Below are 21,049 nucleotides of genomic sequence, written 5' to 3'. Positions count from 1 at the left end.
GACACACGTTACGTTCCGATGCCGGACACGGTCCGGGCAGCCGTCTACGACGACGCGCCCACCGCCCTCGACCTGTGGTGGCTGGCCCGACAGCCACACCGGAACGCCGCAGCCGCCGCGAGCCGTGCGCTCGCGAGGTACCTGCGGTCCCGCGACCCGGTGCTGCTGACGGACTCGGGCACCAGTGCACTCGTCCTGGCGCTGCGATGCTTGGGCGTCGGCACCGAGGACGAGGTCGTTCTCGCCACGTTCAACTGTCCTCAGGTCATCGACGCGATCCTGGCCGTCGGCGCGGTGCCGGTGCTGATCGACAGCGATCCGGCCACGGGGGCACCCGACCCGGCCAGCCTGGCGCGTGCGATCACCGGCCGCACGCGTGCCGTCGTCCTCACCCACCAGTTCGGCGCGGTGGCCGGGAGCACCAGCGAACTGCTCGACCTGGCGCGATCGAGGGCGATACCCGTCATCGACGACGCGGCACAGGTCCTGGGTGCGGGCCTGCGCGGCGTTCCGGCGGGTCTGCTGGGCGACGTCGGCGTGCTGAGCTTCGGGCGGACCAAGCCGGTGAACTGCTTCGGCGGCGGCGCGCTGCTCCTGACGTCCCGCCTGCAGCCGCCCCGGCTGTCTTCTCCCGGCGGGAGCTCTGTACGCGGTCTGGCGCTGAGGCTGGGGTACGAGCGCTTTCTGCGCTCACGCAGCCCTGCGGTGCGGCGTCACCTGTCGCGGGTGCTCGCGCCACGCCCGCTGCTGGACGACGTTGCGGAGGCGCTGGCGGCCCGGCCCGAGGGTGTGGATTCGCCCACGACGATGGCCCCGGCATCGGCCACGCTGCTGCTCCACAAGATCCGTCGACTCTCACGGGACGTGATGCGGTGGCGCCTGCGGGCAGGAGCGCTCGCCGAACTGCTCGGGGACCTTCCCGTGGGGTTGCCGTCGACGCGGGGCGAACAGTATTCAGGTGCGTCGTTCGTGCTCCGCGTGCCGGCCGAGGACCGTTGGCCGTTGGGAGCTTTTCTCAGCCGGCGCGGCTTCCAGACCAGCTGGGTGCACTATCCGCTGCACCGTCAGAGGCGCTATGCCAGGTACGCGAACCAGGAGTATCCCGGCGCCGAACACCTGTGGCAGCGCATCCTCCTGATCCCGTGCCGTTCCCTGACACCCACCCGGCGGGTACAGCTCGCCGCCTCGATTCGGGAGTACCTCGGATGATGACGCGACAGGTCGACCGGGAGGTTGACCGGCTGGTCGAGCGGGACCGCGACCTGCTGGTGGAGCTGACCACCGAACTCATCGGCTGCCGCCCGACGTACGTAGGCCCGGTGACGGGCATTCGTAGGGCACAGGACATCATGACCGGCGCGCTGCGCGACGCCGGTATGCGACTGGTCGACGTCCCGGCAGCCACCGACCTGCGGCACCATCCCCTCTATGTCGGCGTTGAGGAGTGGGGGGACGACTTCGCGGGTTACGAGCCGGGCGTACATCCGCTCGTTGTCGGTCGGGTGGATGTCGACGCCGCGTTGCCCACGCTGGCGCTGAGCGGGCACATCGATGTGGAGCCTGTGGACGAGGAGGAGTGGGCGGATCCGGTGCTCGCCGTGGGTCGCCTCCGCGACGGAGCGGTCTTCGGCCGTGGTGCCTCCGACATGTTGGGCGCGCTCGCGGCCTACACCGTCGCCGTGCGGGCCGCGGCGCGGCTGGGTGGTCCCTCGGTGAATCTGGAGGTGCACAGTGTGCCCGACGAGGAACTGGGCGGCAACGGCACGCTGGCACTGCTGGCCACGCATTCCGCTCCGGAGTACGTGCTCATCGGAGAGCCGACGTCCATGCGGATCTGCGAGGCGACCCTTGGTTTCCACCACTTCGTTCTCGACGTGGATGGCCGGCGTACCCACATGGCGGAGTCCCACGGCGCGGAGTCGGCCATCGAGCAGGCAGCGGCGGCGATTACCGCCGTCGCCGCGATCAGGCACGTTCTCGCCGATCGTATTCGGAACAGTCCCGGGTTCGCGGGGTACGTCAGCAACCCGCTGGCGATCGGCAAGATCATCGGAGGGGTGGACGCGGCGGTTCCACCACTGTCCTGCAGGGCCGAGGGAGTGGCCTTCTCCGCTCCCGAGATGTCGCCCGGTGACGTGCGTGAACTGTTGGCTGCGGTGCTGAACGAGCGAGGGCTGCGGCAGGCCGTGCCCCGACTCACCCGAATGGCGTTTCCAGGAAACCCCCCGTCCACCGACCGTCGCCTGCCGATGGCCCTGTCGGCCTGCCTCCGGTCGACCGGAGGCAGGCCGGAGTGGACGGGCTTTCCCTCGCCCTGCGACCTGCGGCTCTACCACGCCTTCGGCGCCTCAGGCGTGGTGTGCGGACCGGGTGACCTGGCACAGGCGCACGCGCCCGACGAACGCGTCAAGGTGGAGGCGCTCGTCGCCTTCGCTAAGGTGATTACGAAGCTCATTCTCAACTTCGCGGTCGACAATTCTTTAGAGGAAGTTACGCCATGACGGAAGCACGACTCCACGCGACGGTAGAAGTTCGGGAGGAGGTGGTTCGGGAGCTGTTCGCCGGCCACGGGCTCACTGCCGTGAGCGTGACACCGATGAGCGGCGGGATCATCAATACCAACATCCGGGTCGACTGCACGGACCGACCTTACCTGCTCCGCGTCTATCAGGCTGAGCGGAGCGTTGACGAGGTTGAGTTCGAACTGTCCGTGTTGCGGCGACTCACCGATGCCGGAATGCCGGTCCAGCGCCCGATCGATGCGGTCGACAGTCCACCGACGGCTCTGGACGGGCACTTGTATTCCATTCTGACGTTCATCGAGGGCGACGTCATGGACGAGGTTGACATCTCACCGGACATCGGCAAGCAGATGGGACGAATACTCGGTGACATGCAGAACGCTCTGCGGGGCTTCGTGCCTGCCGGCGGCAAGGAGCGCTGCGACGTCGACTTCATCGACAAGCTCGTGCGCGAGTCGGTCACCGTCCTCGATGGTCAGGGCGAGAAGCCGTTCGCCGAGCGGATCGCCACGGGGTGGCAGCGTGCACGGGTGCCGTTCGTCGCGGACGAGCTGCCGCTCGGGCTGGTGCACGCCGACCTGTACCCAGGCAACGTCATCATGCGGAACGGAACCGTGGTAGGCGTCATCGACTTCGATGACGCCTACTACGGCACAGAGTTCTTCGACGTGGCGATCGCCGCGATGGAGTTCGCGTTCCGTGGCGACACCGACCTCGACGTCGGGATCGTCCGGGATCTCGTCTCGGAGTACGAGGCGGTGCGGTTGAGAGTCGACGACAACATGTTGCTGGACGCGATGTTGTTGAACTGTTTCCGATTCTTCTGCTATACCCTGCCGTTGACCATTGAAGCCGGGGATCCGGCGGAAAGCAACGTCTATGCCAAGCGCATCGCTCTGCTCGAAAACCCGGATTTCAGGAACGACCTGCTGCATCGACTCGGGAGGCGTTGACCGTGGGTAGCTATCGGTACCCCGTCGACGAGTTGCTGCGGTTGGTCGAGGACCTGGGCGACAAGGCGGTACAGGCCCGCACCGCCGGCGTCGCCACCCGACGCAAGCCGGACCGCACAGTGGTCACCGAAATGGACGTCTACATCGAGGAAAAGCTGTTTGAGTTCGTCCGCGCGAATTTTCCTGACGACGGGTTCGCCGGAGAGGAGGGCAGGGCCGTCGCGTCCCGCTCCGGGCGGGTCTGGCTGGTCGATCCCATCGACGGAACCCAGCAATACGTACGCGGTCAGGACTTCTGGGGCATTCTCGTGGCTTGCGTGGCGGACGAGGTCCCCGACCTCGGGATCATTGCGCATCCCGCTCGACGCGACGTGGTGTGGGCCGAGCGCGGAAAGGGGTGCTACGCCCGTACCCAGGCATGGGATGAGCGGTTGCACACGTCCCTGGTGGACCGGATCGAGGACGCGTACGTCCTGCACAACGGCATCGACTTCGCCTCTCGGACGGGCAAGCTCGACCAGCTTCGCCGCATCGTACGATCGGCCGAGGCTGAGCGCGGCTACGCGGACTCCTTCGGTCATACCGAGGTTATCCGTGGCCGCGCCGACGTAATGATCGATTTCCTCGCGGAGCCGCACGACATCGCCGCGGTTGCGGTCTGCGTGGCAGAGGCGGGAGGGTCCTGGTCCGGCCTGAGCCGACAGGACTCCGTCCATCAGCCGGGGCCAGTATCGGTGACGGCCAACGGTCATCTGGGTCCGTTGGTCTGCGCCGAGTTGGCGGCCGAGGTGTTGCCGTGATCCACAAGGTTCCCTTCCACCGGGTGATCGCCGCCGAGGAGGAGATCGAGGCGGTGGTGCGGACGCTGCGTTCTGGCTGGCTTACCACCGGCCCGCAGGTGCGGGAGTTCGAGTCGGAATTCGCCCGTGCCATCGGCGTGGAGGACGCCATCGCGGTCTCGTCCGGCACCGCAGCGCTGCATCTGCTGTTGCTCGCTGCCGGCATCGGTCCCGGCGACGAGGTGATCGTTCCCACGCTGACCTTCACCGCCACTGCGGCGGTTGTGGCCCATGTCGGCGCACGGCCGGTGCTCGCGGACGTCGACCCCGACTCTCTGATGCTGACCGGCGACGAGGTCAAACGCCGGTTGACCAGCAGGACCCGGGCGGTGCTGATGGTTCACTTCGCCGGGCTGCACGGCGACGTGCGAGACGTCGCCGCAGCAGCCCCGTCCTGCCTGGTGTTCGAGGACGCCGCACACGCCCTGCCGTCCCACCGCGACGGCCGCCACGCCGGCACCGTCGGCGACGGTGCCGCTTTCAGCTTTTATGCCACCAAGACGCTCAGCACGGGGGAGGGAGGAATGGTGATCCTGCCGGACCGTGAGCAGGCCGCCCGTGCTCGGAAGCTGTTGCTGCACGGGATGAGCAAGGGTGCGCTGGACCGATACGGCTCGGGGTCCTGGTGGTACGACATCGAGGATCTCGGCTTCAAATACAACATGACGGACATGGCGGCCGCGTTGGGCCGAGAGCAGTTGACCACGCTGACGGCACGACGGGGCGTTCGCCGGGCGATCGTCGAAGCCTACGACTCGGCGTTCGCGGGTCATCCGGCGCTCCAGGTGCCGACCCGACTCGACGAGGAGTCGCACAGCTGGCACCTGTACGCGCTGAGGCTCAACCTCGAGCGCCTCAACTGCTCTCGTGACGCGTTCCTTGACCGGCTGAGGGAGCGTGGCATCGGGGCGAACGTTCACTTCATACCCCTGCACCTGCACTCCGCGTACCAACGCCGCTACGGCTGCCGTCCCGGGGACTTTCCCCAGGCGGAAACGGAGTACCGGCGGATGATTTCCCTGCCCCTCTGGCCCGGTATGACGGAGCGGGACATCAGTGCGGTGACCGACGCCGTGCTGGACATCGCCGAACCCGAGGTCAGGAGGTGACCCCTGGGACTGGCAAGGACACCGCCCTGGCACTCTTCGACGTGACCTGTCCGAAAGCGGGAAGCCCAGTGCCCTCGTCCCCGTCGGGCGGTCGGCCGGAGGAGGAAGCCCCGCTGACAGGGGCCCACCCCGGCACGCGTGCCTCCAGGCTGGTGGCGCAGCAGGACCTCGCCGGCCTGGACCCGGCTCGCCTGATGGAGCTGATGGCTGCCGTGGTGGCGATCCTGACAGTCCCGGCGGTCGCGGGCGACCGAGTCGACGCCCTCGCCGTACCGGTCGGCCAGGGCGAGCAGTGGCGCCTCAGCGCAGCCATCGAGAGGTGGGAGAGCAACCGCGCGGTACGTCGGCTGCTGGTCACGAACGGCAACCCGGCGGAGCAGACGTTCCGGGAGGTCACCCTGGAGCACCTGCGAGAGCTTGGCTTGCGCCGCCTGGACGGGGTCCACATTCAGCGCGAACCGGCGCCGAATACGGCCATCCAGGCCGCGTGGATCGCTGACCGCGTCGAGGAGTTCGACGTAGGCGCCGTGGGGGTCGTCGTATCGGCGTACCACCTGCCCCGGGTTTATCTCACCGTTCTGAATGAGTTCATCAGGCGCGGCGGACCGGTGCCTCTCGTGCCACTACCGGTGCAGCTCTCGCCGCTCTGCCCGAGCCCGGAGACCGGGATGAACCAGCTCAATCTCGTACCAGGAGAGGCTCTGCGCATGCTGAGATACGCAGACCTGGGCTGGATCGCCAGTCCTGATGAACTGCGGGTCTACCTTGACTGGCTTTGGCGGCGACATCGGGCGCTCCTACGGTGACCGGCAGACGGGGCACGGACCGTGAGCGATCGGACCAGAGCGTGGGGGACAGGGGCAACACGTGAAGCGCGGCCTGATGGTGTCCACGGTCGGCGAGTACGCGGACCCAAACGTGTTGCTGTCGCTGGCCGTCGCAGCAGAGTCACATGGTTGGCAGGGCTTCTTCCTCAACGACTACCTGGTCTACCAGCGGGACAAGCCAACACCGGTCACAGACACGTGGGTGACGCTGGCTGCCATCGCCGCGACAACTACGAGCATCGTGATCGGTCCCATGGTCACCGCCCTGGCACGCCGTGACCCGTGGATTGTGGCGAAGCAACTCGTCGCGCTTCAGCAACTCGCCCCTGGACGTGTCATATTCGGAGCGGGAGTGGGAGGTCCAGTCGAGGCAGACTTCGGTGCCTTCGGTCACGAGACGTCGTACCAACGGCGGTGGGACAGGACGGTGGAGGCGCTGAAACTTCTGCAGCAGTTCCTGAGCGGCATACCGGTTCGCCATACGGGCGCCTTTTACGAGGTGGAGGCGGTCCGGTTGTTGCCACTGCCAACGACGCCCGTTCCGATCTGGGTCGGCGGCTACTGGCCGGGCCGATCCGTCCTGCGACTGGCCAGGACGGCGGACGGCGTGTTCGCGGAGAAGCGAGACGGCGACCTCACCCCTGATGACGTCACTCAGATACGCGCCGCTCTGGATGGCGATGCTCGATCGCAGGGATCGAGGATCGAGCTTGTCGTCGACGGCCGCACCCACGAGGACGGACCAGGAGCCGTGGGCTTCGCGCGGGCGGGAGCCGACTGGTTCTTGGAGTACGTGGGGTGGCGACGAGGAGGACCGGAGACAGCACTCGATCGCATTCGACAAGGGCCGCCCAATGCCTGAGGAGAAGACATGACCGAAAATTCGACGCGCCGATCGGAACTCCTCGGCGCCGCCGCGACGCGCCGGCGGAACCGGGTCGCACGCGCGGCGCTGATCTCGGTGTTCTTCGTCAACGGGATACTGGGCGGCAGTTTCGCGGTCCGGCTGCCCGCCTTGATGGAGCATATGGACGCCGACACCGGCTCCTTGGGCCTGGCATTCACCGCCAGTGTCGTCGCGGCGCTGGCCACCATGCAGCTTTCCGGATGGACGGTGACCCGGTTCGGCAGCCGTAGGGTCACCCGGCTCAGCGTCGTGTTGTTCTGCCTGGTCACCTCGATACTGCCGCTGGCGCCATCGGTGCCGGTGTTCGCCACGATGATGGTGCTGTTCGGCACGTTCGGCGGAGCGCTCGGGGTCGCCATGAACGCCCAGGCCGTGGCCCTGGAGACCGCGTACGGCCGGCCGGTGATCTCCGGCCTGCACGCCATGTATAGCATCGGCGGGGTCGTCGCCGCAGTGGTCGGCGCGGGGGCGGCCCACATTGGGACGTCGCCCGCCGTGCACATAGCCGTGGTGGCCCTGGTCTCCGCAGCCGTGGTGACGGCGCTGGGTGGGCGCCTGCTGGTCGACAACAACCCGACCGCGCCGGGTGCCACCGGTAGCGGGGGGGCCGAGGGCGAGGCCGGTCGCCCCGTTGAAGCTGCGGGTGCCCGTACCAGCGGTCGCGCGTCGCGGCTGCTGGTGTTGTCGCTCGGGGCGATCGCCTTCTGCTTCTACCTGGGCGAGGCCGCGGTGGACGACTGGAGCGCTATTTACCTCCACGGGTCTCTGGGCACGTCAACCAGCGTTGCGGCGCTCGGTTACGGCGCGTTCGCCGTGGCGATGGCGGTGGGTCGACTGTTCGGCGACCGGGTGGTGGCAGCGGTGGGCAGGGTCCGTGCTGTCCGGCTCGGCGCACTTGCCGCCGGTGGCGGGTTGACGCTCGGTCTACTGGTCGACCAACCGGTGGCGGCCGTCGTCTCATTCGGTGTGTTCGGCCTGGGAATGTGCGTGGTGGCTCCGGTCACCTACAGCGCCACCGGCAACCTGGAAGGAATCGACAGGGGCAAGGCCATCGCCCAGGTGACGGTCATCGGCTACTGCGGTCTGCTGGTCGGGCCGGCGGTGATCGGTGCGGTCGGCCAGTGGGTCAGCATCCGGGCAGCCCTCGTCATCCCGGCCGCCCTGGCGTTGGTCATCGCGCTGCTGGCCACCGCAGTACGGCCGCAAGCGGCGGTGACCGGTGTGGCAGAGCCACCGCCCGACAGCCGGGCGGAAGTGTCTAGGCCTGGTGACGCCTCCGGGCCGTCCGAGGCAGACAGCGGAAAACAGGCAGTACTGCAGAAGGAGCGACAGTGACCTCCGCGTACGACAGTTCATCGGTACCCGTGACGGTGCTGATCACGACCTACAATCGCAAGGAAATCGTCTGGGAGGCGGTCGGATCCGCGCTGAACCAGACCATGCGGGACATCGACGTACTGGTAGTGGATGACGGCTCGACCGACGGCACCACCGTTGACTTGACCGACCGGTACGGTCACGACTCGCGGTTGCGAATCGTCAACCGGCCCAACGGCGGGGCACCCGCCGCCCGCAACACCGGTCTGGACCACGCGCGCGGCGAGTACCTAGCGCTTCTGGACAGCGACGACCTGTGGGAGTCGGGCTATCTGGAGAGCCAGTTGTCCGTGTTCGCTGCCTACCCGGCAGTCGATCTGGTGATCAACGACGGTCTCTGCGAAGAGCCGGACGGCACAATCCGCAGGCTGTCCCAATATCCGAGATGGACGTTGCCGAACTCGATCGAGGCACTGTGTCAGGGCACCTGGATCCTGCCGAGTCTGACGGTCGTACGGACGCAGGCAGCGCAGAAAATTCGGTTTGACGTCACAGTCCAGTATTGCGATGACACCGATTTCATCTGGCGATTCGTCGAAGCGGGATACCGGGTCGCGGGAAATCCGCAGCCGATGGCGCGGTATCGAGCTGTCTGCCAGGGGCAGACGTCCGACGAGCCCCAAATCAGCGCTGACGAGGACAGGCTGCTGCTGGCCACATACGACGTCTGGAAGCGTTATGAGAAGAAGTACCCGGACATCTTCGACCGTGGCTTCGACTTCCACCTGGAGTATGCGCAGCGGCTTCAGCGCGGAGGTCGTGCCGCCGAAGCCGTCTGGCACATCGAGCAGATGCTACGCGAACGCCCAACCGATCCGGATGCGTTGCGGCTGGCTGCCGAGGCGGGCGTCCGCTAAAGGACGTCTCGAAACTCGGTGAAGGCGTTGCCCGGCGAGAGGTTGGTGTCACCCAGCCAAAATGATGTTGTGAAGATGTGCGATGCCGGACGCGGTGTCGGTCAATGTGTGGGCGGCGCGGCGGTAGTCGCGCAGGATCTTGAAGCACTTCATACGGGCCAGGGCGTGTTCGACCTGGGCGCGAACCCTGCGGTGCTGCTTGTTCAGAGCGAGCTTCCAGTCGGGTAGTTCGCTGCCGTCGGCGGGCTTGCGGTACGGGATGATCACCTCCGTGGAAGATCTTGCGGGTGAGTCGGTGTCGGGATTCCTGGACGTTGAGGGTTGCCGCGGTAGGCGCCGTCGGCCATGACCGGTCGTCCGGCCAGCTTCTGGTCGATACCACTGGTGCGGTAGACGATGGTGTCGTTGCGGTTGCCGGGCTGCCGGTCGCCGAGAGCGACGACGAGGCGGGTGTGGGCGTCGATGGCGACCCGCAGGTTTGTGCTGTAGCGGTAGTTCTTGCTGCGGGCGGCCAGGCGGTGATCCCTGGTCGGTATCAGAGTGCCGTCGACGATCGTGATCTGGTCGACCCGGCGTCGGCGCACCGGTGCGGGGGCGAGGAGGGGGCCGAGGGTGTCGATGACCCGGTGGGCGGCGGAGTGCGACACCCCGAACAGCGAGCCGATCGCCGCATGGTCAGGTTCGTGCGCCAGTACGCGGCCACCAGCAACACCCGGTCGGCGAGGTCGCGTGACCACTGCCGGCCCGGCCGGCCGTCAGCGATCGCCTCCCCGCCACGCTCGGCGACCAGCCTGACCAGGCGGCCGAACTGGACGGGTTGCAGCCCGCTGAACGGGAAGATCCACTCCTGGCGGGCTGCCGAGATCACCTGCACGCGGCCAGCATCGATGATGGTCCTTACCGGACAGACATCGGATTACGAGACATCCCTAGGCACGTTGACGCACACCGCTCCCGAACTGGCCAGCCACGGCGCTATGGCTGGCTCGACCCCAGAGACAAGGGACTGACATGGTCACCTCACCGCAGGCCGAGCCCGGCATCGGATCGTCGGTCTTCTTCATCCCCACCAACCGGGACTGCTCAGCGGCGGCGACCAGCTACCTGGCTGAGCTGGAGTTCGCCCGGCGGCGGTTCGGCAGGTCGATCCCGCTGGTGGTATCCGAGACCGACCAGGGACCGTACGTGCCAACCAACGCCCGGACTCTCGCGGAGTTGGCAGACAGACATCCGGACCAGCGGATCCACCATCTGACAGTGGATCTCCAGCGGACCTACTTCGATCAGCTCTTCCGGGACGAGCCGGCCGCGATCAAGGAGATGTTCCTGTCCCAGCAGCGCAACTATGGGACAGCGATGAACAAGCTTTACCTGATGACGGTGTCGTTTGGAGCTGATGCGCTGCACCGGCGCGACTCGGACACCCGACTGTTGCAGGATGAGGTGCCCGAGGCGGCCGGGCAGTACCCGATCGAGCTGGAGCTCTCCTATCTCGGACGGGCGGTGGGCGAGGTGGACGTGCCCGTCCCCGCGGGAGCGGAGGGGGTGGACGACGCAACGATTTGCGTGGTGGGCGGCAACTATTTCGGCGAATGGAATCTGGATGTCAAAGATTTCGCCCGTCGCTCGTACGACATCATTTACCGCCTGTACGACATTCTTGGCTTTGACCCCGACAAGGTGGTCGAGCTGGTGCACGAGGTGTTTCCGGCCGAGCAGGTCTATGACGGGCGGGACGTACGTAACCTTCTGCTGGTCCCCAACGAGGGGGCGAACCCGGACTGCGGCAATGTGGCGATCACCCGGATCCACGAACTGCTGCCCAATGCGCCCAGTCGGAACAATCCGGCTGCGGACTACTTCAGCTTCGACTCGGCGATGGCGTTGGGCATCCCGTCACTGCACCACAGCCGGGCAGTCTTCCATGAGTACCATTCCGGTAGGTTCGAGCCGAACCAGAAGCAGCTCTACTGGGAAGGCGTGGCCCGTTTCGCCGACTACTTCAACGTGTACGGGCCGCTGTTCGAGCCCGGCTCCGTCGGCCGGGCCAGCACGTCGGCCGCGCAGCTGCTTTCTGCGGATGTGCGCGCCGCGCTCAGCGAAGCGATCGGCGCGCTGTCGGGAGCCAGCCATGAACCCCGAGTAGCACGGATCAGAGCCATGGCCGAGGAGGTGCTCATACCGTTCGACGACCGGTACGCGCGGGTGGGCAAGCACCTGGTCGCGAACGCCGAGCGGTATGTGCGGGAGGCGGACGAGGACTACGCGAAGCATCGACTGGTGACGGACCGGTGGCCGGGAATCATCGAGCGGGCCAGGGACATCGACCTGGCGAAACTGGCGCCTCGTCTTGGACATTGAGCAGATGGTTAGCTGGTTCCGGTGTGGTGTCAGGCGGGCTCCATGAAGCCCGGGGAACATCAACCGCTCCATCAAAGCGGGGGGAACTCATCTTAGGAGGGGGGAGGGGCGCTGATTGTTGATCTCCAGCGCCCCTTCCGGGCCGAATGGCCGTGATATCTCACAACCGTCTCACGGACGGTCTGACAAGCCCCGGCGGAGGCCGATACGGTCCGGACCCTGACTGGGCCAGTGACCTGCGCGTTCGTCATGCTCCGGCACTGCGCGGCGAGCTCCGACACCCTGGCTAGTTCACTGGCGGTGTGGGGGTCAGGGGTTCGAGTCCCCTCGGCTCCACCCTATGTTCGTGCACGACAATCGGCACCAGTCTTCGACTGGTGCCGATTTTTTTGGCTGACGGTGCTCATGCGGACGGCCAACCGCGGGGCGGGGGCCGGTGCGGTGAACGCGTGCCCCCGCCGCCGGTCACGGCCTACGCGGTGACCTCGTCGCCGATCAGGTTGCCCTTCATGAGCCACGTCGGGCCCTCGGCGTACGGGCTGACCTCGGTGAAGAACGCGCCGAAGTAGGGGCCGCCGGCGTGCGCGTTGAACGCGTCGACGTCCGCGTAGACCTCGTTCAGGTAGTACAGGTCGGGGTTCTGCTCGTCGGCGAGGACCTCGAACCGCTGGGAGCCGGGTTCGTTCGCGAGCGAGTCCTGTGCGGTCTTCTTGGCCGCCCGGACGAAGTCGTCGCGGTGCTCGGGCTGGACGGTGAAGGAAACCAGGAACTGGTACATGGGGCAGCCTCCTCGGGCTTTGATCTGTACGGCGAAAGCCAGCCAGTTCAGTCAGTGAACTGTTGGACTGTAGCACGGCTCAGTTCAGTGAGTGAACTAGCGCGGTAGAATCGCGGGATGTCCCTCCCCAGCACGTACGCGGACCGCAACTGCTCGCTGGCCCGAACCTTGGAGGTGGTCGGCGAGCGGTGGACGCTGCTCATCGTCCGCGACGCGTTCTACGGGGTACGCAGGTTCGGCGACTTCGCCACCCAGCTCGGCATCCCCCGCGCCGTCCTGACCAGCCGACTGAAGTCCCTCGTACGGGAGGGTGTGCTCACCCGCGACGACGAGGCGGCGGGAGGTGTCGAGTACCGGCTGACCGCCAAGGGCATCGCGCTCTGGCCGATCGTGCACGCCCTGATGAACTGGGGGGACACGTTCTACTCCCCGACCGGGGACAAGCGCACCCTGCGCCACGACCGGGACGGCGGTCTTCTCGACCGGGACGGACGCTGCCGGGACTGCGGACTGGCCGTCCCGGTCCCGGACATCCGGATCGAACCCGGACCCGGATTCGAGACCACTAACTCCGCTCACGATCCCGTGTCCAGGGGAATCGACACACCGCGACGACTTCTCGAACCGATCATGACGCCGCGTATACCCGTGGCCGGCGAAGGCTAACTCGGCCCGTCCAGCAGCCCGAGCGGGCGGGCGTCCGCCTCGGCCAGCCCGGCCGGGTCCCCGACCGCCTCACAGACGCCCGCCGCGTCGGCCCAGAGCCGGCGGGCCTCCTCGGTACGCCCCAGCGCGTGTGCCGCGTCACCGAGGTAGAGCAGGGTACGGCCGAGTCCGGCGGTGGGACGCCACCGCTCCCGTAACCGCCGGCTCTCGCTGAGCAGCTCGTACGCCTGGTCGGCGCGGGCCGGGTTGGTGCTCACCAGGGTGGCGCCCGCGTTGAGCAGTGCGGTGGCACGGGCGCCGAGGTCGGCGACGGTGTCGTACTCGCGCAGCGCCGCCCGCCAGGCCTGGGCCGCGTCGAGGTGCTCGCCGAGCCGGCCGTGGACCAGGACCAGGTTGGTCAGGGCGGCGGCGTACCCGCGCATCTCGCCGATCGAGCGGAACGTGTTCGCCGCCCGGACCAGGTGGTGGTGCGCGGCCTCCGGCTCGTCCCGGGCCAGGTGGGCGGCGCCGAGCCCGAGATCGGTGAGCGCGTGCCCGGCCCGGTCGGCGGTCGACCGGTGCCGCCGGGACAGTTCGAGGTGTTCGATCGCGTCGTCGAGCTGACCCAGGTCGAGCAGGGCCAGCCCCAGGTTCATCCGGGCCTGGGCGGTGCCGCGCCGGCCGCGTTCGGCCACTGCCAGGGAGAGGGCGACGGCGGCACCCTGCGGGTCGTGCTGGCGGCGTCGGAGCACCCCGAGCTCGTTGTGCGCCCAGCCGGCGATCTCCGGTCGGTCGTCGGCGGTCGGGGTGTCCAGCACCATCCGGCACACCATGGCCCACTCGTCGAGCCGCTCCTCGTGGGCGTACCAGCCGCAGAGGGCGACCGCGACCCGGAACCACCAGCGGCGTACCCAGCGGGGGAGGGTCTGCGCCGCGCCGGCCGGTACCCGTACGGTCGCCAGCAGCAGTTCCTGGTTCAGCTCGAACCAGCCGGCCGGGTCGTCCAGCGGCAGCGGCCGGTCCCGGCCGGCGAGCGAGGCGGTCACCGCGAGGCTGGCGGCGTGCCGTTCCGCCCGGCGGGCCAGGTGCCGGGCCAGCCGGGCCTGGGCGGTGGTACGCCGCCAGCCCGGTTCGCTGTTGCGCAGGTGCAGCCGGGCGTACCCGGTCAGCAGCGGGCGGATCTCGTACCGGTCGCCGGGTGCACCGACCACGAACCCGCCGGCCAGCTCGTCGAGCAGGGCGGCGACCCGGTGCCGGCGGCGCCGGGCCAGTGCCGCGATCGTCGGCCGGTCCAGGGCCACCGGGCTGAGCGACATCAGCCGGTAGAGCCGCCTGGCCCCGCCGGACAGGGCCGCGTACGCGGTGTCCCGTTGGGTCAGCAGGGTCACCGCGGGGGAGTACGGCAGGTGCTGGTGCGGCGGTGCCTCGGCGGCCCGGCGCAGCGTCCTGAGCAGTTCGGTGGAGGGCCAGCCGTGCCGGGCCGCCTGGGAGCCGAGCGTCCAGATGGTCCGGGGCTGCCGGCCGCAGAGTTCGACGATCTCCCGTACGGCGGGATCGGTTCGCGGATCGGGGCGACGGGCCCGCAGCCCGTGCGAATTCCCGCCGGTGGTGGCGGCGGCGAAGAGCTCCACCGCGTCGTCCGGGTCGGGTTCGGTGAGCCGGTACGCCACCACCCCGCCGAGGTTGGCCAGGGCCGGGGTGCCGGCGAGCAGCAGTCGGCAGGTTCGCGCGGTCGGTGGCAGCAGCGGCCACACCTGCGCCGGATCGTCCACATTGTCCAGTACCAGCAGGATCCGCTTGCCGTCGAGATGCCCGCGCAGCGCGTCGGCGGCCCGGCGCAGGTCGCCGGGGCGGCCGGACCGGGGCGGGGCGGTGCCGAGGATCCAGGCCAGCGCGGCCAGCGTGCTGCGGGCGGACCGGTCGAACCGGCGCCGGTCGCCGGCCCGCAGGTCCAGGTAGAACTGGCCGTCGGGGTAGTCGTCCCGGCACACGTTCGCGGCCTGGACGGCGCAGAAGGAGGTGCCGACCGCCCGCCGGCCCACCACCGCGACCGCGTGTTCCCGCTTGACCGCGTCGACGATCGCGCCGACCTGCTCGGCCCGTCCGGTGAACCCGGTCAGGTAGGGCAGCGTCGGCGCCCCGCCCGCCGAACCGGCGGTCTCGCCCGCGCCGACGACGGCCAGCCGTTCGGCCCGGCGTCGACGGACCTCGAACAGGACGAAGGCGACCGCGGCGGCCGCCGTGACCGCGATGCTCGCCGGTCCGAGCACCTGTCGGGCCAGGGCAGACAGTTCGTTGCTGGCGATGTTGACCAGGACGCCGCCGACCAGGGTGCCGATGGCCAGCAGCGCCGGCCAGCGGGCCGGGCGGCCGGGGCCGCCGTCGGGCGGGGCGGGCGGGGTCACCGGACGCCGCCCGAGACCAGACCCGTGACGAGGTGCCGGCGGGCGAGGACGACCAGCAGTACGGGGAGAATCGAGGTGATCACCGAGCCGGCGGCCAGGGTGCCGCTGTTCGACACGAACTGCCGGGTCTGGCTGTGCAGGAACATGCCCAGTGGTGCCGCGTCGGGACCGCTGAACAGCACCCCGACCACCAGGTCGTTCCAGACCTGGACGAATTCCAGCACGCAGACCGCGACCACCGCCGGGCCGTTGAGCCGGGCCAGCCGCCACAGCAGGACCCACCAGCGACGATCGCCGACCCGGACCCGACGCAGTTCGTCGGCCGGCAGGTCGGCGAAGGCGTTGCGCAGCACCAGCACCGCGAACGGCAGGCCGAGGGCGATGTGCACCAGGGCCAGGCCCCGGATGGTGCCGGTGGACGACACCACGCCGAGCACCTCGTTGATCGGCGCGGAGATCACCTGGACCGGCACGATCGCGGCGGCCATCAGCAGCAGACCGGTGAGCTGGGCGCTCGGGCCGGTCAGCCAGGCCAACGGGTACGCGGCCAGCAGCCCGATCACCAGCACCACCAGGGTGACCACGGTCGCCAGGAGCAGGGTGAAGCCGAGCGCCCGGTGCAGTTCGGGGTTGCCCAGCAGGTCCCGGTACGAGTCCCAGCGCAGCGGCGCCGCCCACCAGCCCCGGGTGGTGGCGTCGACCTTGCCGTGCAGCGAGGTCGCGACCAGCACCACCGGCGGCACCAGCCAGGTGACGGCGGCACCGACGGCGACCAGCCGGAACAGGCGGCCGGGCGTGGCCGGCGGTACGGCGGGTTCGGGCCGGTCGGAGCGGCGCGGCGGGGGCCAGGACTGCCGGACGAATCCGGCGGCGACGAACATGCCGACCGCGACCGCGGCCAGCCACACCACCCCGAGGGCGGCGCCGGGGCCGGTGGTGGTGCCGATCGAGGTCTGCCAGACCTGGACCGCGAGCACCGACGCGTCGTCGCGGGCCGAGCCGGGAACCATCACCAGGATCAGGTCGAAGGTGCGGGCCGTGCCGAGCGCGACCAGGGCGAAGACCACCGCCACCGTACGCAGCAGCAGCGGGCGCCACTGCGCGTCCCAGAGAACGTGCCGGCGGCTGCCGCCGTAGGCGCGTACGGCGTCGGCCAGGCTCGGCGGTACGGCGTCCAGGGCGGCCCGGAAGACCAGTACGGCCAACCCCACCCAGGCCCAGACGAAGGCCGACATCAGCGAGACGGTCACCAGGGTCGGGCCGAGGAACTGCGGCGCCTCGTCGGCGGTGCGGCCGAGCAGCCGGGCGGCGAGCAGGGTGGCCAGGCCACGCTCCGGCTCCGGGTCGTAGACGAGCCGGAAGGTCACCCCGGTCACGACCAGCGGGATCGCGATCGGCAGCACCAGGATGAGACCGGCCAGGCGTCCCTCCTGGGAGCGGCGGGAGGCGGCGGCGAGCAGGTAGCCCAGCGCGGTGACCACGGCCGGCACCACCAGCGCCCAGAGCACCGTACGGCCGACCACCGGCCAGGCGTCGGGCCCGCCCAGCGCGGTCCGGTAGTGCTCCAGCCCGACGAACCGGCCGTTCGCCGCGTAGAGGCTGCCCTGCACGGTTCGCAGCACCGGCCAGACCACCAGCGCGCCGAGCAGCAGCAACGCCGGGAGCAGGAGCAGCGCCGAGGTGCCACCGGCGGTCGGGTACGCCCGGCCGCGCCGGGGTGGCCCGATGTCGTCGAGTACGGCGATCTCACCGAGGACGGTCGGGCTCGACGCGTTCGGCTGCTCGGGCCGGTCCGGCGAGGTGCGGGAGTCGGTCATCGGCCGATCCGGGCTGTCCGGGCGGCGGCCGCGAGCGCGTCGGTGGTGCGTCGTACCGCCCCGTCGAGACGGTCGCCGGTGACGTCGCCGAAGAAGTCCTGCATGATCCGCCAGATGCCGACGCCGTCCGAACCGGTGAACGAGCCGGGCAGCTGGTCGGACAGGTCGAAGCGCAGGTTGGCGCGGGCGGCCGAGATCTGGGTGGCGAGTTTGCCCCGGAGCTGGTCGCGGCCGGGGTCGGGGGCGAGGTCGAGGTTGGGGGAGAGGTACCCGCCCTGGGCGAGCCAGGGTGCGAAGGTGTCCGGCTCGACCAGCCAGCGGACGAGTTCACCGCCGTGCCGGGAGTCCTTGAACACCACCGCCGCGTCGCCGCCGACGACGAGCGGGTGGGTGGTCCGGCCCGGTCCGCGCGGGAACGGGATCCAGGCGGGGGTCACGTCCGGCCGGAAGGTGGTGGCCACTCCCTCGACGAAGTCGGCCTCGAACACCAGCAGCGCCTGCCGGGTGGTCATCACCTGGACCACGGATTCGGAGAACTGGGTGAGCAGGGCCCGCCGGCCCCCGCTGGGGAAGGCGCCGGGGATGCTCCAGAGCCTGGCCAACCGCTCCAGCGCCTCGTACACCTCCGGGCCGCGCCAGTTCGGGGTGTCGCCGGCCAGCGCGTCGTACGTGCCGCCGGGGGCGATGTCGGCCAGGACGTTCTCGAACCAGTCGGTGAGCACCCAGCCGTCGGCGGCGCCCATCGCCAGCGGTGCCGGGCCGCCGTGGCGGATCGCCCGCTGGCCGAACTCCCCGGTCAGCTCCACCAGCTCGTCCCATGTGGACGGCGGGGTGAAGGCCGGCTCGGGCAGGTGCCAGACGAGCGACTTGTGGGCGAGCTTCACCCAGACGCCGTACTGCCGGTTGTTGTCGCGCAGCCGCTGGTGCAGGTTGTCCGGCGTACCGATGGGTGCGGCGGGGTCGAGCGGGGCCAACCAGCCGAGCCGGGCGTACTCGCGGACGAGTCCGGGTCGGGGCAGGATCGCCACGTCCGGGCTGGTGCCGGCGAGGTGTCGGGCGCGCAGGAAGGCATCGAGGTCGTCCCCGGCGCTGATCACCTGGACCGGGCGCGGGTAGCCGGCCAGTACGTCACGGAAGTGACCCAGTTCCTCGGCGTTCCAGACCACCGCCACCTGGATCGGCCGCTCGCCGCTGGCGCAGCCGGTGCTGGCGGCGGTCGCCGTCACGGTGGCGGCGCCGGCACGCAGCAGCGTACGGCGGCTCAACCGCCCGGTCCCGGTCATCCGGCCGCACCGACGGTCACCCGCTCCGGAATCTCGTCAAGCACGGTCGGGTCGGCCGAGCAGACCAGGGTGGCGAAACCCCGGCCGGCGGGTGGGGACACCCGGGGCAGCAGTTCAGCGAGCCGGTCGGTGCCGCCCGCCGGGCCGGGCAGGTCGATGACCAGCACCTCGGGCAGGCAGGCGGCGGCACGGGCGGCCGCCACCCGGAACCGTTGCGCGTCGGAGAGCAGGTGCGGGAGCAGGTCGAGGGTGGGGCGCAGTTCCAACCGGTCGATCACCGTCGCCACCCAGTCGTCGGCGACGGCGTGCACCCGTACCCGTCGGAGCTGGCCGTACTCGATGTTGCGCCGGACGGTGAGGTGCGGGAGCAGCGCGGCGCCGGCCGGGATGTACCCGATCTGGCGTCGGGCCGGCGGCAGGTCGGTGACGTCGCGCGTGCCGACCCGGATCCGGCCGCCCAGCGGCGCGGCGAGACCCGCCACCACCCGGGCGAGCGCGGTGCCGATCGGTGGCGGTGCGACCACGGCCACCAGGTCGCCGGGTTCGACCCGGACGGAGACCGGTGCGGTGTGTGGCGCGACGAGAAGTTCGTGCAGCCGTAACGTGGACCTCACCTCCGGTGGTGAGCGCGACATTAACAACCATGCCATGAACCGACAATCATCGTTGCCGATGCGTTACGGGCGCTGGTCGTGAGCGGTGCGCGGGACGGCGAGCCGGAAGCTGTCCACAGTAGGCGGGTCGGGGCGGGCGCGGGTGCCCGTCCGGCCGTCAGACCGGGGTCGGTACGGGAAAGCCGGCCGGCAGTACGACACAGTCCCGGCAGCGTGCCTCGTAGGTGTAGGTCCCGTCGTCGGGCAGGGCGGTGGACGGCGGCAGCACCCGGATCATCGGCTCGCCATGTTCGAGCACCTGGGTGTAGACGGCGGTGAAGTGCCGGCAGGTGTCACATACCGCCCGCCGGTAGGTCACCGTCGCCGGACCGAGTTCGAGCAGGGCGCGTACGGGTGCGAACATCTCCCCCCGGTGGTCCAGGTCGATGCCGGCCGCCACGACCGTGGTCCCCCGCCGCAGCAGGGTCCGGACCACGGCGATGTCGTCGACGGTGAACATGTGCACCTCGTCGATGCCGACCACCTCCACCTCCTCGGCCAGGGCGGCGGTCAGCGAGGTGGTTTTCACCGTCGCCAGCGCGGCACCGCTGCGGGAGACGACGCCGACGTCGCGTACGTGCCGGGCGCTCTGGTAGATCCGGTGCCGGACGTTGGTGTACTGCAGTGGCGAGAGCAGGCTGACGAGTTCGAGCGACTTTCCGCTCTTCATCGGGCCGAGGATGACGGTGAGATCCACGGGCCACACGGTAGCGCCCGCCCCGCCGGGCGAGAATTCGTCTCCCCGTCACCCCGGCGTTCCTCCGCGTTCCGCGTGCCGGCGCCTGCCCTCGCCAACTGACGACCACCGACTGCGGGCTCAGCCCGTGGTCGTGTACTCGCCGCCGGTGATGCCCTGGATCCAGTCGGTGAGGTTGTCGATCCGTACGGTGGTTTCCTCCAGGGCGTGCGGGCAGGTGGGGCCGCCGCTCTCGATCGAGACGAGGGTGAGCAGCCCGCGTCGGCCCTGGCTGAAGTACGGGGCACCCGAGTCGTACGCGCACGCGCTGGTGTCGGGGAACGGCGCCAGGCCGGTCACGCCGACCGTCGGCTCGACGACCGAGGTGACGGTGAACTGTCCGGTCCGCAGTTGGTCGGACGGGACCGGGTTGGTGCCCTGGGTGGAGCCGTACCCGACGAGCCGGACCACCTCACCGGTCTGGGGCGCCCGGTGGCTCAGCGGGAGTGCCGTGATCGTGTTGATCCGCCGGTCGAGGCGGATCAGAGCCAGGTCCCGGTCGGGGTGTTGCCGTACGGCGACGACCTCCGCCTCCTCGCCGATCGTCGCGGACATGTTGGCCCGCCCGACGGTGGCGAGCGTCCGGTCGGCGACGGTGCGCTCCACCCGTACGCCGTTCAGGTCCCGGAAGCAGTGGCCGGCGGTGACGATCCACTCGCGGTGGATCAGTGCGCCGGAGCAGGCGCTGTTGCGGCGTCCGCCGTCGGCGGTGGGGATGCCCGTCATGGTCAGCTTGACCGCGAACTGGTAGACCCCGTTCGGTACGTCGACACCGTTGGCGACGGCGTGGGCCGGTCCGGCGGAGGTGACGGTCAGCCCGGCGGCCAGCATGGACGCGGCGAGCATCCATATCGACCGAAATCGACGCTTGCGTGACACAGGCACCACACATCCCTCGGTTGGTTGCTTGTGCCTGGATTATGGCTCAGAAGCCATGATTCGTGGTGCCTGTCCGACCCGTGCCTGTCCGACGCCGCCCC

General features: G+C 69.5%; 18 protein-coding genes and 1 pseudogene. 11 read left to right on the top strand and 8 right to left on the bottom strand.

Translation table 11 applies throughout. The annotated features are described in order from the left end of the window. The first annotated feature begins 18 nt into the window (after window positions 1-18). The 9 genes from ACZ6QQ_RS09465 to ACZ6QQ_RS09425 all read left to right on the top strand — a co-directional run bounded on the left by ACZ6QQ_RS09465 (window position 19) and on the right by ACZ6QQ_RS09425 (window position 9,391). Window positions 19-1,209 (top strand): DegT/DnrJ/EryC1/StrS family aminotransferase, encoded by a 1,191-nt coding sequence (locus ACZ6QQ_RS09465; RefSeq protein WP_465875470.1) that lies wholly within the window; start codon window positions 19-21, stop codon window positions 1,207-1,209. Beyond that, window positions 1,206-2,501 carry a M20 family metallopeptidase gene (locus ACZ6QQ_RS09460; protein ID WP_465875469.1) on the top strand — a complete coding sequence of 432 codons (1,296 nt, stop codon included), beginning with the start codon at window positions 1,206-1,208 and terminating at the stop codon, window positions 2,499-2,501. The genes ACZ6QQ_RS09465 and ACZ6QQ_RS09460 overlap by 4 nt, the downstream gene beginning before the upstream one ends. Beyond that, the gene (locus ACZ6QQ_RS09455) at window positions 2,498-3,475 is read left to right on the top strand and encodes a phosphotransferase (RefSeq protein WP_465875468.1); all 978 of its coding nucleotides are present in this window, start codon (window positions 2,498-2,500) and stop codon (window positions 3,473-3,475) included. The genes ACZ6QQ_RS09460 and ACZ6QQ_RS09455 overlap by 4 nt, the downstream gene beginning before the upstream one ends. Before the next feature lie 2 nt (window positions 3,476-3,477). Further along, window positions 3,478-4,275, top strand: coding sequence for an inositol monophosphatase family protein (locus ACZ6QQ_RS09450; RefSeq protein WP_465875467.1), 798 nt, complete (start codon window positions 3,478-3,480; stop codon window positions 4,273-4,275). Window positions 4,276-4,298: 23 nt separating this feature from the next. Then, window positions 4,299-5,423, top strand: coding sequence for a DegT/DnrJ/EryC1/StrS family aminotransferase (locus tag ACZ6QQ_RS09445; RefSeq protein WP_465875466.1), 1,125 nt, complete (start codon window positions 4,299-4,301; stop codon window positions 5,421-5,423). A 152-nt stretch (window positions 5,424-5,575) separates the two neighbouring features. Next, window positions 5,576-6,229, top strand: coding sequence for a hypothetical protein (locus ACZ6QQ_RS09440; RefSeq protein ID WP_465875465.1), 654 nt, complete (start codon window positions 5,576-5,578; stop codon window positions 6,227-6,229). A gap of 61 nt (window positions 6,230-6,290) precedes the next feature. Further along, complete coding sequence (locus ACZ6QQ_RS09435; RefSeq protein WP_465875464.1) at window positions 6,291-7,112, top strand: LLM class flavin-dependent oxidoreductase; 822 nt, start codon at window positions 6,291-6,293, stop codon at window positions 7,110-7,112. 9 nt (window positions 7,113-7,121) lie between these two features. Beyond that, window positions 7,122-8,492: an MFS transporter gene (locus tag ACZ6QQ_RS09430; protein ID WP_465875463.1), complete on the top strand. Its 1,371-nt coding sequence runs from the start codon at window positions 7,122-7,124 to the stop codon at window positions 8,490-8,492. Further along, on the top strand, window positions 8,489-9,391 hold the full coding sequence (locus ACZ6QQ_RS09425; RefSeq protein WP_465875462.1) for a glycosyltransferase family 2 protein: 903 nt from the start codon (window positions 8,489-8,491) through the stop codon (window positions 9,389-9,391). Before ACZ6QQ_RS09430 ends, ACZ6QQ_RS09425 begins: the two co-directional genes overlap by 4 nt. A 48-nt stretch (window positions 9,392-9,439) precedes the next feature. Here ACZ6QQ_RS09425 and ACZ6QQ_RS09420 read toward each other — a convergent pair. Further along, window positions 9,440-10,265, bottom strand: a pseudogene (locus ACZ6QQ_RS09420) (transposase family protein). Window positions 10,266-10,402: 137 nt separating this feature from the next. On the opposite strand from ACZ6QQ_RS09420, the gene ACZ6QQ_RS09415 reads away from it, so the two are divergent. Next, on the top strand, window positions 10,403-11,752 hold the full coding sequence (locus tag ACZ6QQ_RS09415) for a DUF6271 family protein (RefSeq protein WP_465875461.1): 1,350 nt from the start codon (window positions 10,403-10,405) through the stop codon (window positions 11,750-11,752). A 472-nt stretch (window positions 11,753-12,224) separates the two neighbouring features. Here ACZ6QQ_RS09415 and ACZ6QQ_RS09410 read toward each other — a convergent pair whose 3' ends face one another. After that, window positions 12,225-12,530 (bottom strand): putative quinol monooxygenase, encoded by a 306-nt coding sequence (locus ACZ6QQ_RS09410; RefSeq protein ID WP_465875460.1) that lies wholly within the window; start codon window positions 12,528-12,530, stop codon window positions 12,225-12,227. 117 nt (window positions 12,531-12,647) lie between these two features. On the opposite strand from ACZ6QQ_RS09410, the gene ACZ6QQ_RS09405 reads away from it, so the two are divergent. After that, window positions 12,648-13,196, top strand: a complete 549-nt coding sequence (locus tag ACZ6QQ_RS09405; protein ID WP_465875459.1) for a winged helix-turn-helix transcriptional regulator — start codon at window positions 12,648-12,650, stop codon at window positions 13,194-13,196. Here ACZ6QQ_RS09405 and ACZ6QQ_RS09400 read toward each other — a convergent pair. The 6 genes from ACZ6QQ_RS09400 to ACZ6QQ_RS09375 form a co-directional block, all read right to left on the bottom strand. Then, window positions 13,193-15,580 carry a hypothetical protein gene (locus tag ACZ6QQ_RS09400; RefSeq protein ID WP_465875458.1) on the bottom strand — a complete coding sequence of 796 codons (2,388 nt, stop codon included), beginning with the start codon at window positions 15,578-15,580 and terminating at the stop codon, window positions 13,193-13,195. The two genes, ACZ6QQ_RS09405 and ACZ6QQ_RS09400, sit on opposite strands and share 4 nt — an antisense overlap. Continuing rightward, window positions 15,577-17,397, bottom strand: a complete 1,821-nt coding sequence (locus tag ACZ6QQ_RS09395; RefSeq protein WP_465875457.1) for an ABC transporter permease — start codon at window positions 17,395-17,397, stop codon at window positions 15,577-15,579. The genes ACZ6QQ_RS09400 and ACZ6QQ_RS09395 overlap by 4 nt, the downstream gene beginning before the upstream one ends. After that, the gene (locus ACZ6QQ_RS09390; RefSeq protein WP_465875456.1) at window positions 17,394-18,680 is read right to left on the bottom strand and encodes an ABC transporter substrate-binding protein; all 1,287 of its coding nucleotides are present in this window, start codon (window positions 18,678-18,680) and stop codon (window positions 17,394-17,396) included. The genes ACZ6QQ_RS09395 and ACZ6QQ_RS09390 overlap by 4 nt, the downstream gene beginning before the upstream one ends. Beyond that, on the bottom strand, window positions 18,677-19,330 hold the full coding sequence (locus tag ACZ6QQ_RS09385; protein WP_465875455.1) for an ATP-binding cassette domain-containing protein: 654 nt from the start codon (window positions 19,328-19,330) through the stop codon (window positions 18,677-18,679). The genes ACZ6QQ_RS09390 and ACZ6QQ_RS09385 overlap by 4 nt, the downstream gene beginning before the upstream one ends. A gap of 121 nt (window positions 19,331-19,451) precedes the next feature. After that, window positions 19,452-20,030, bottom strand: a complete 579-nt coding sequence (locus tag ACZ6QQ_RS09380; RefSeq protein WP_465875454.1) for a thymidine kinase — start codon at window positions 20,028-20,030, stop codon at window positions 19,452-19,454. A 120-nt stretch (window positions 20,031-20,150) separates the two neighbouring features. Further along, window positions 20,151-20,915 carry a S1 family peptidase gene (locus tag ACZ6QQ_RS09375; protein WP_465875453.1) on the bottom strand — a complete coding sequence of 255 codons (765 nt, stop codon included), beginning with the start codon at window positions 20,913-20,915 and terminating at the stop codon, window positions 20,151-20,153. Between the last annotated feature and the right edge of the window lie 134 nt (window positions 20,916-21,049).

The sequence above is a fragment of the Micromonospora sp. NPDC049529 genome, from assembly GCF_055586685.1.
The sequence above is the reverse complement of the archived record's forward strand: the minus strand, read 5'-3'. Positions and strand labels throughout refer to the sequence as shown.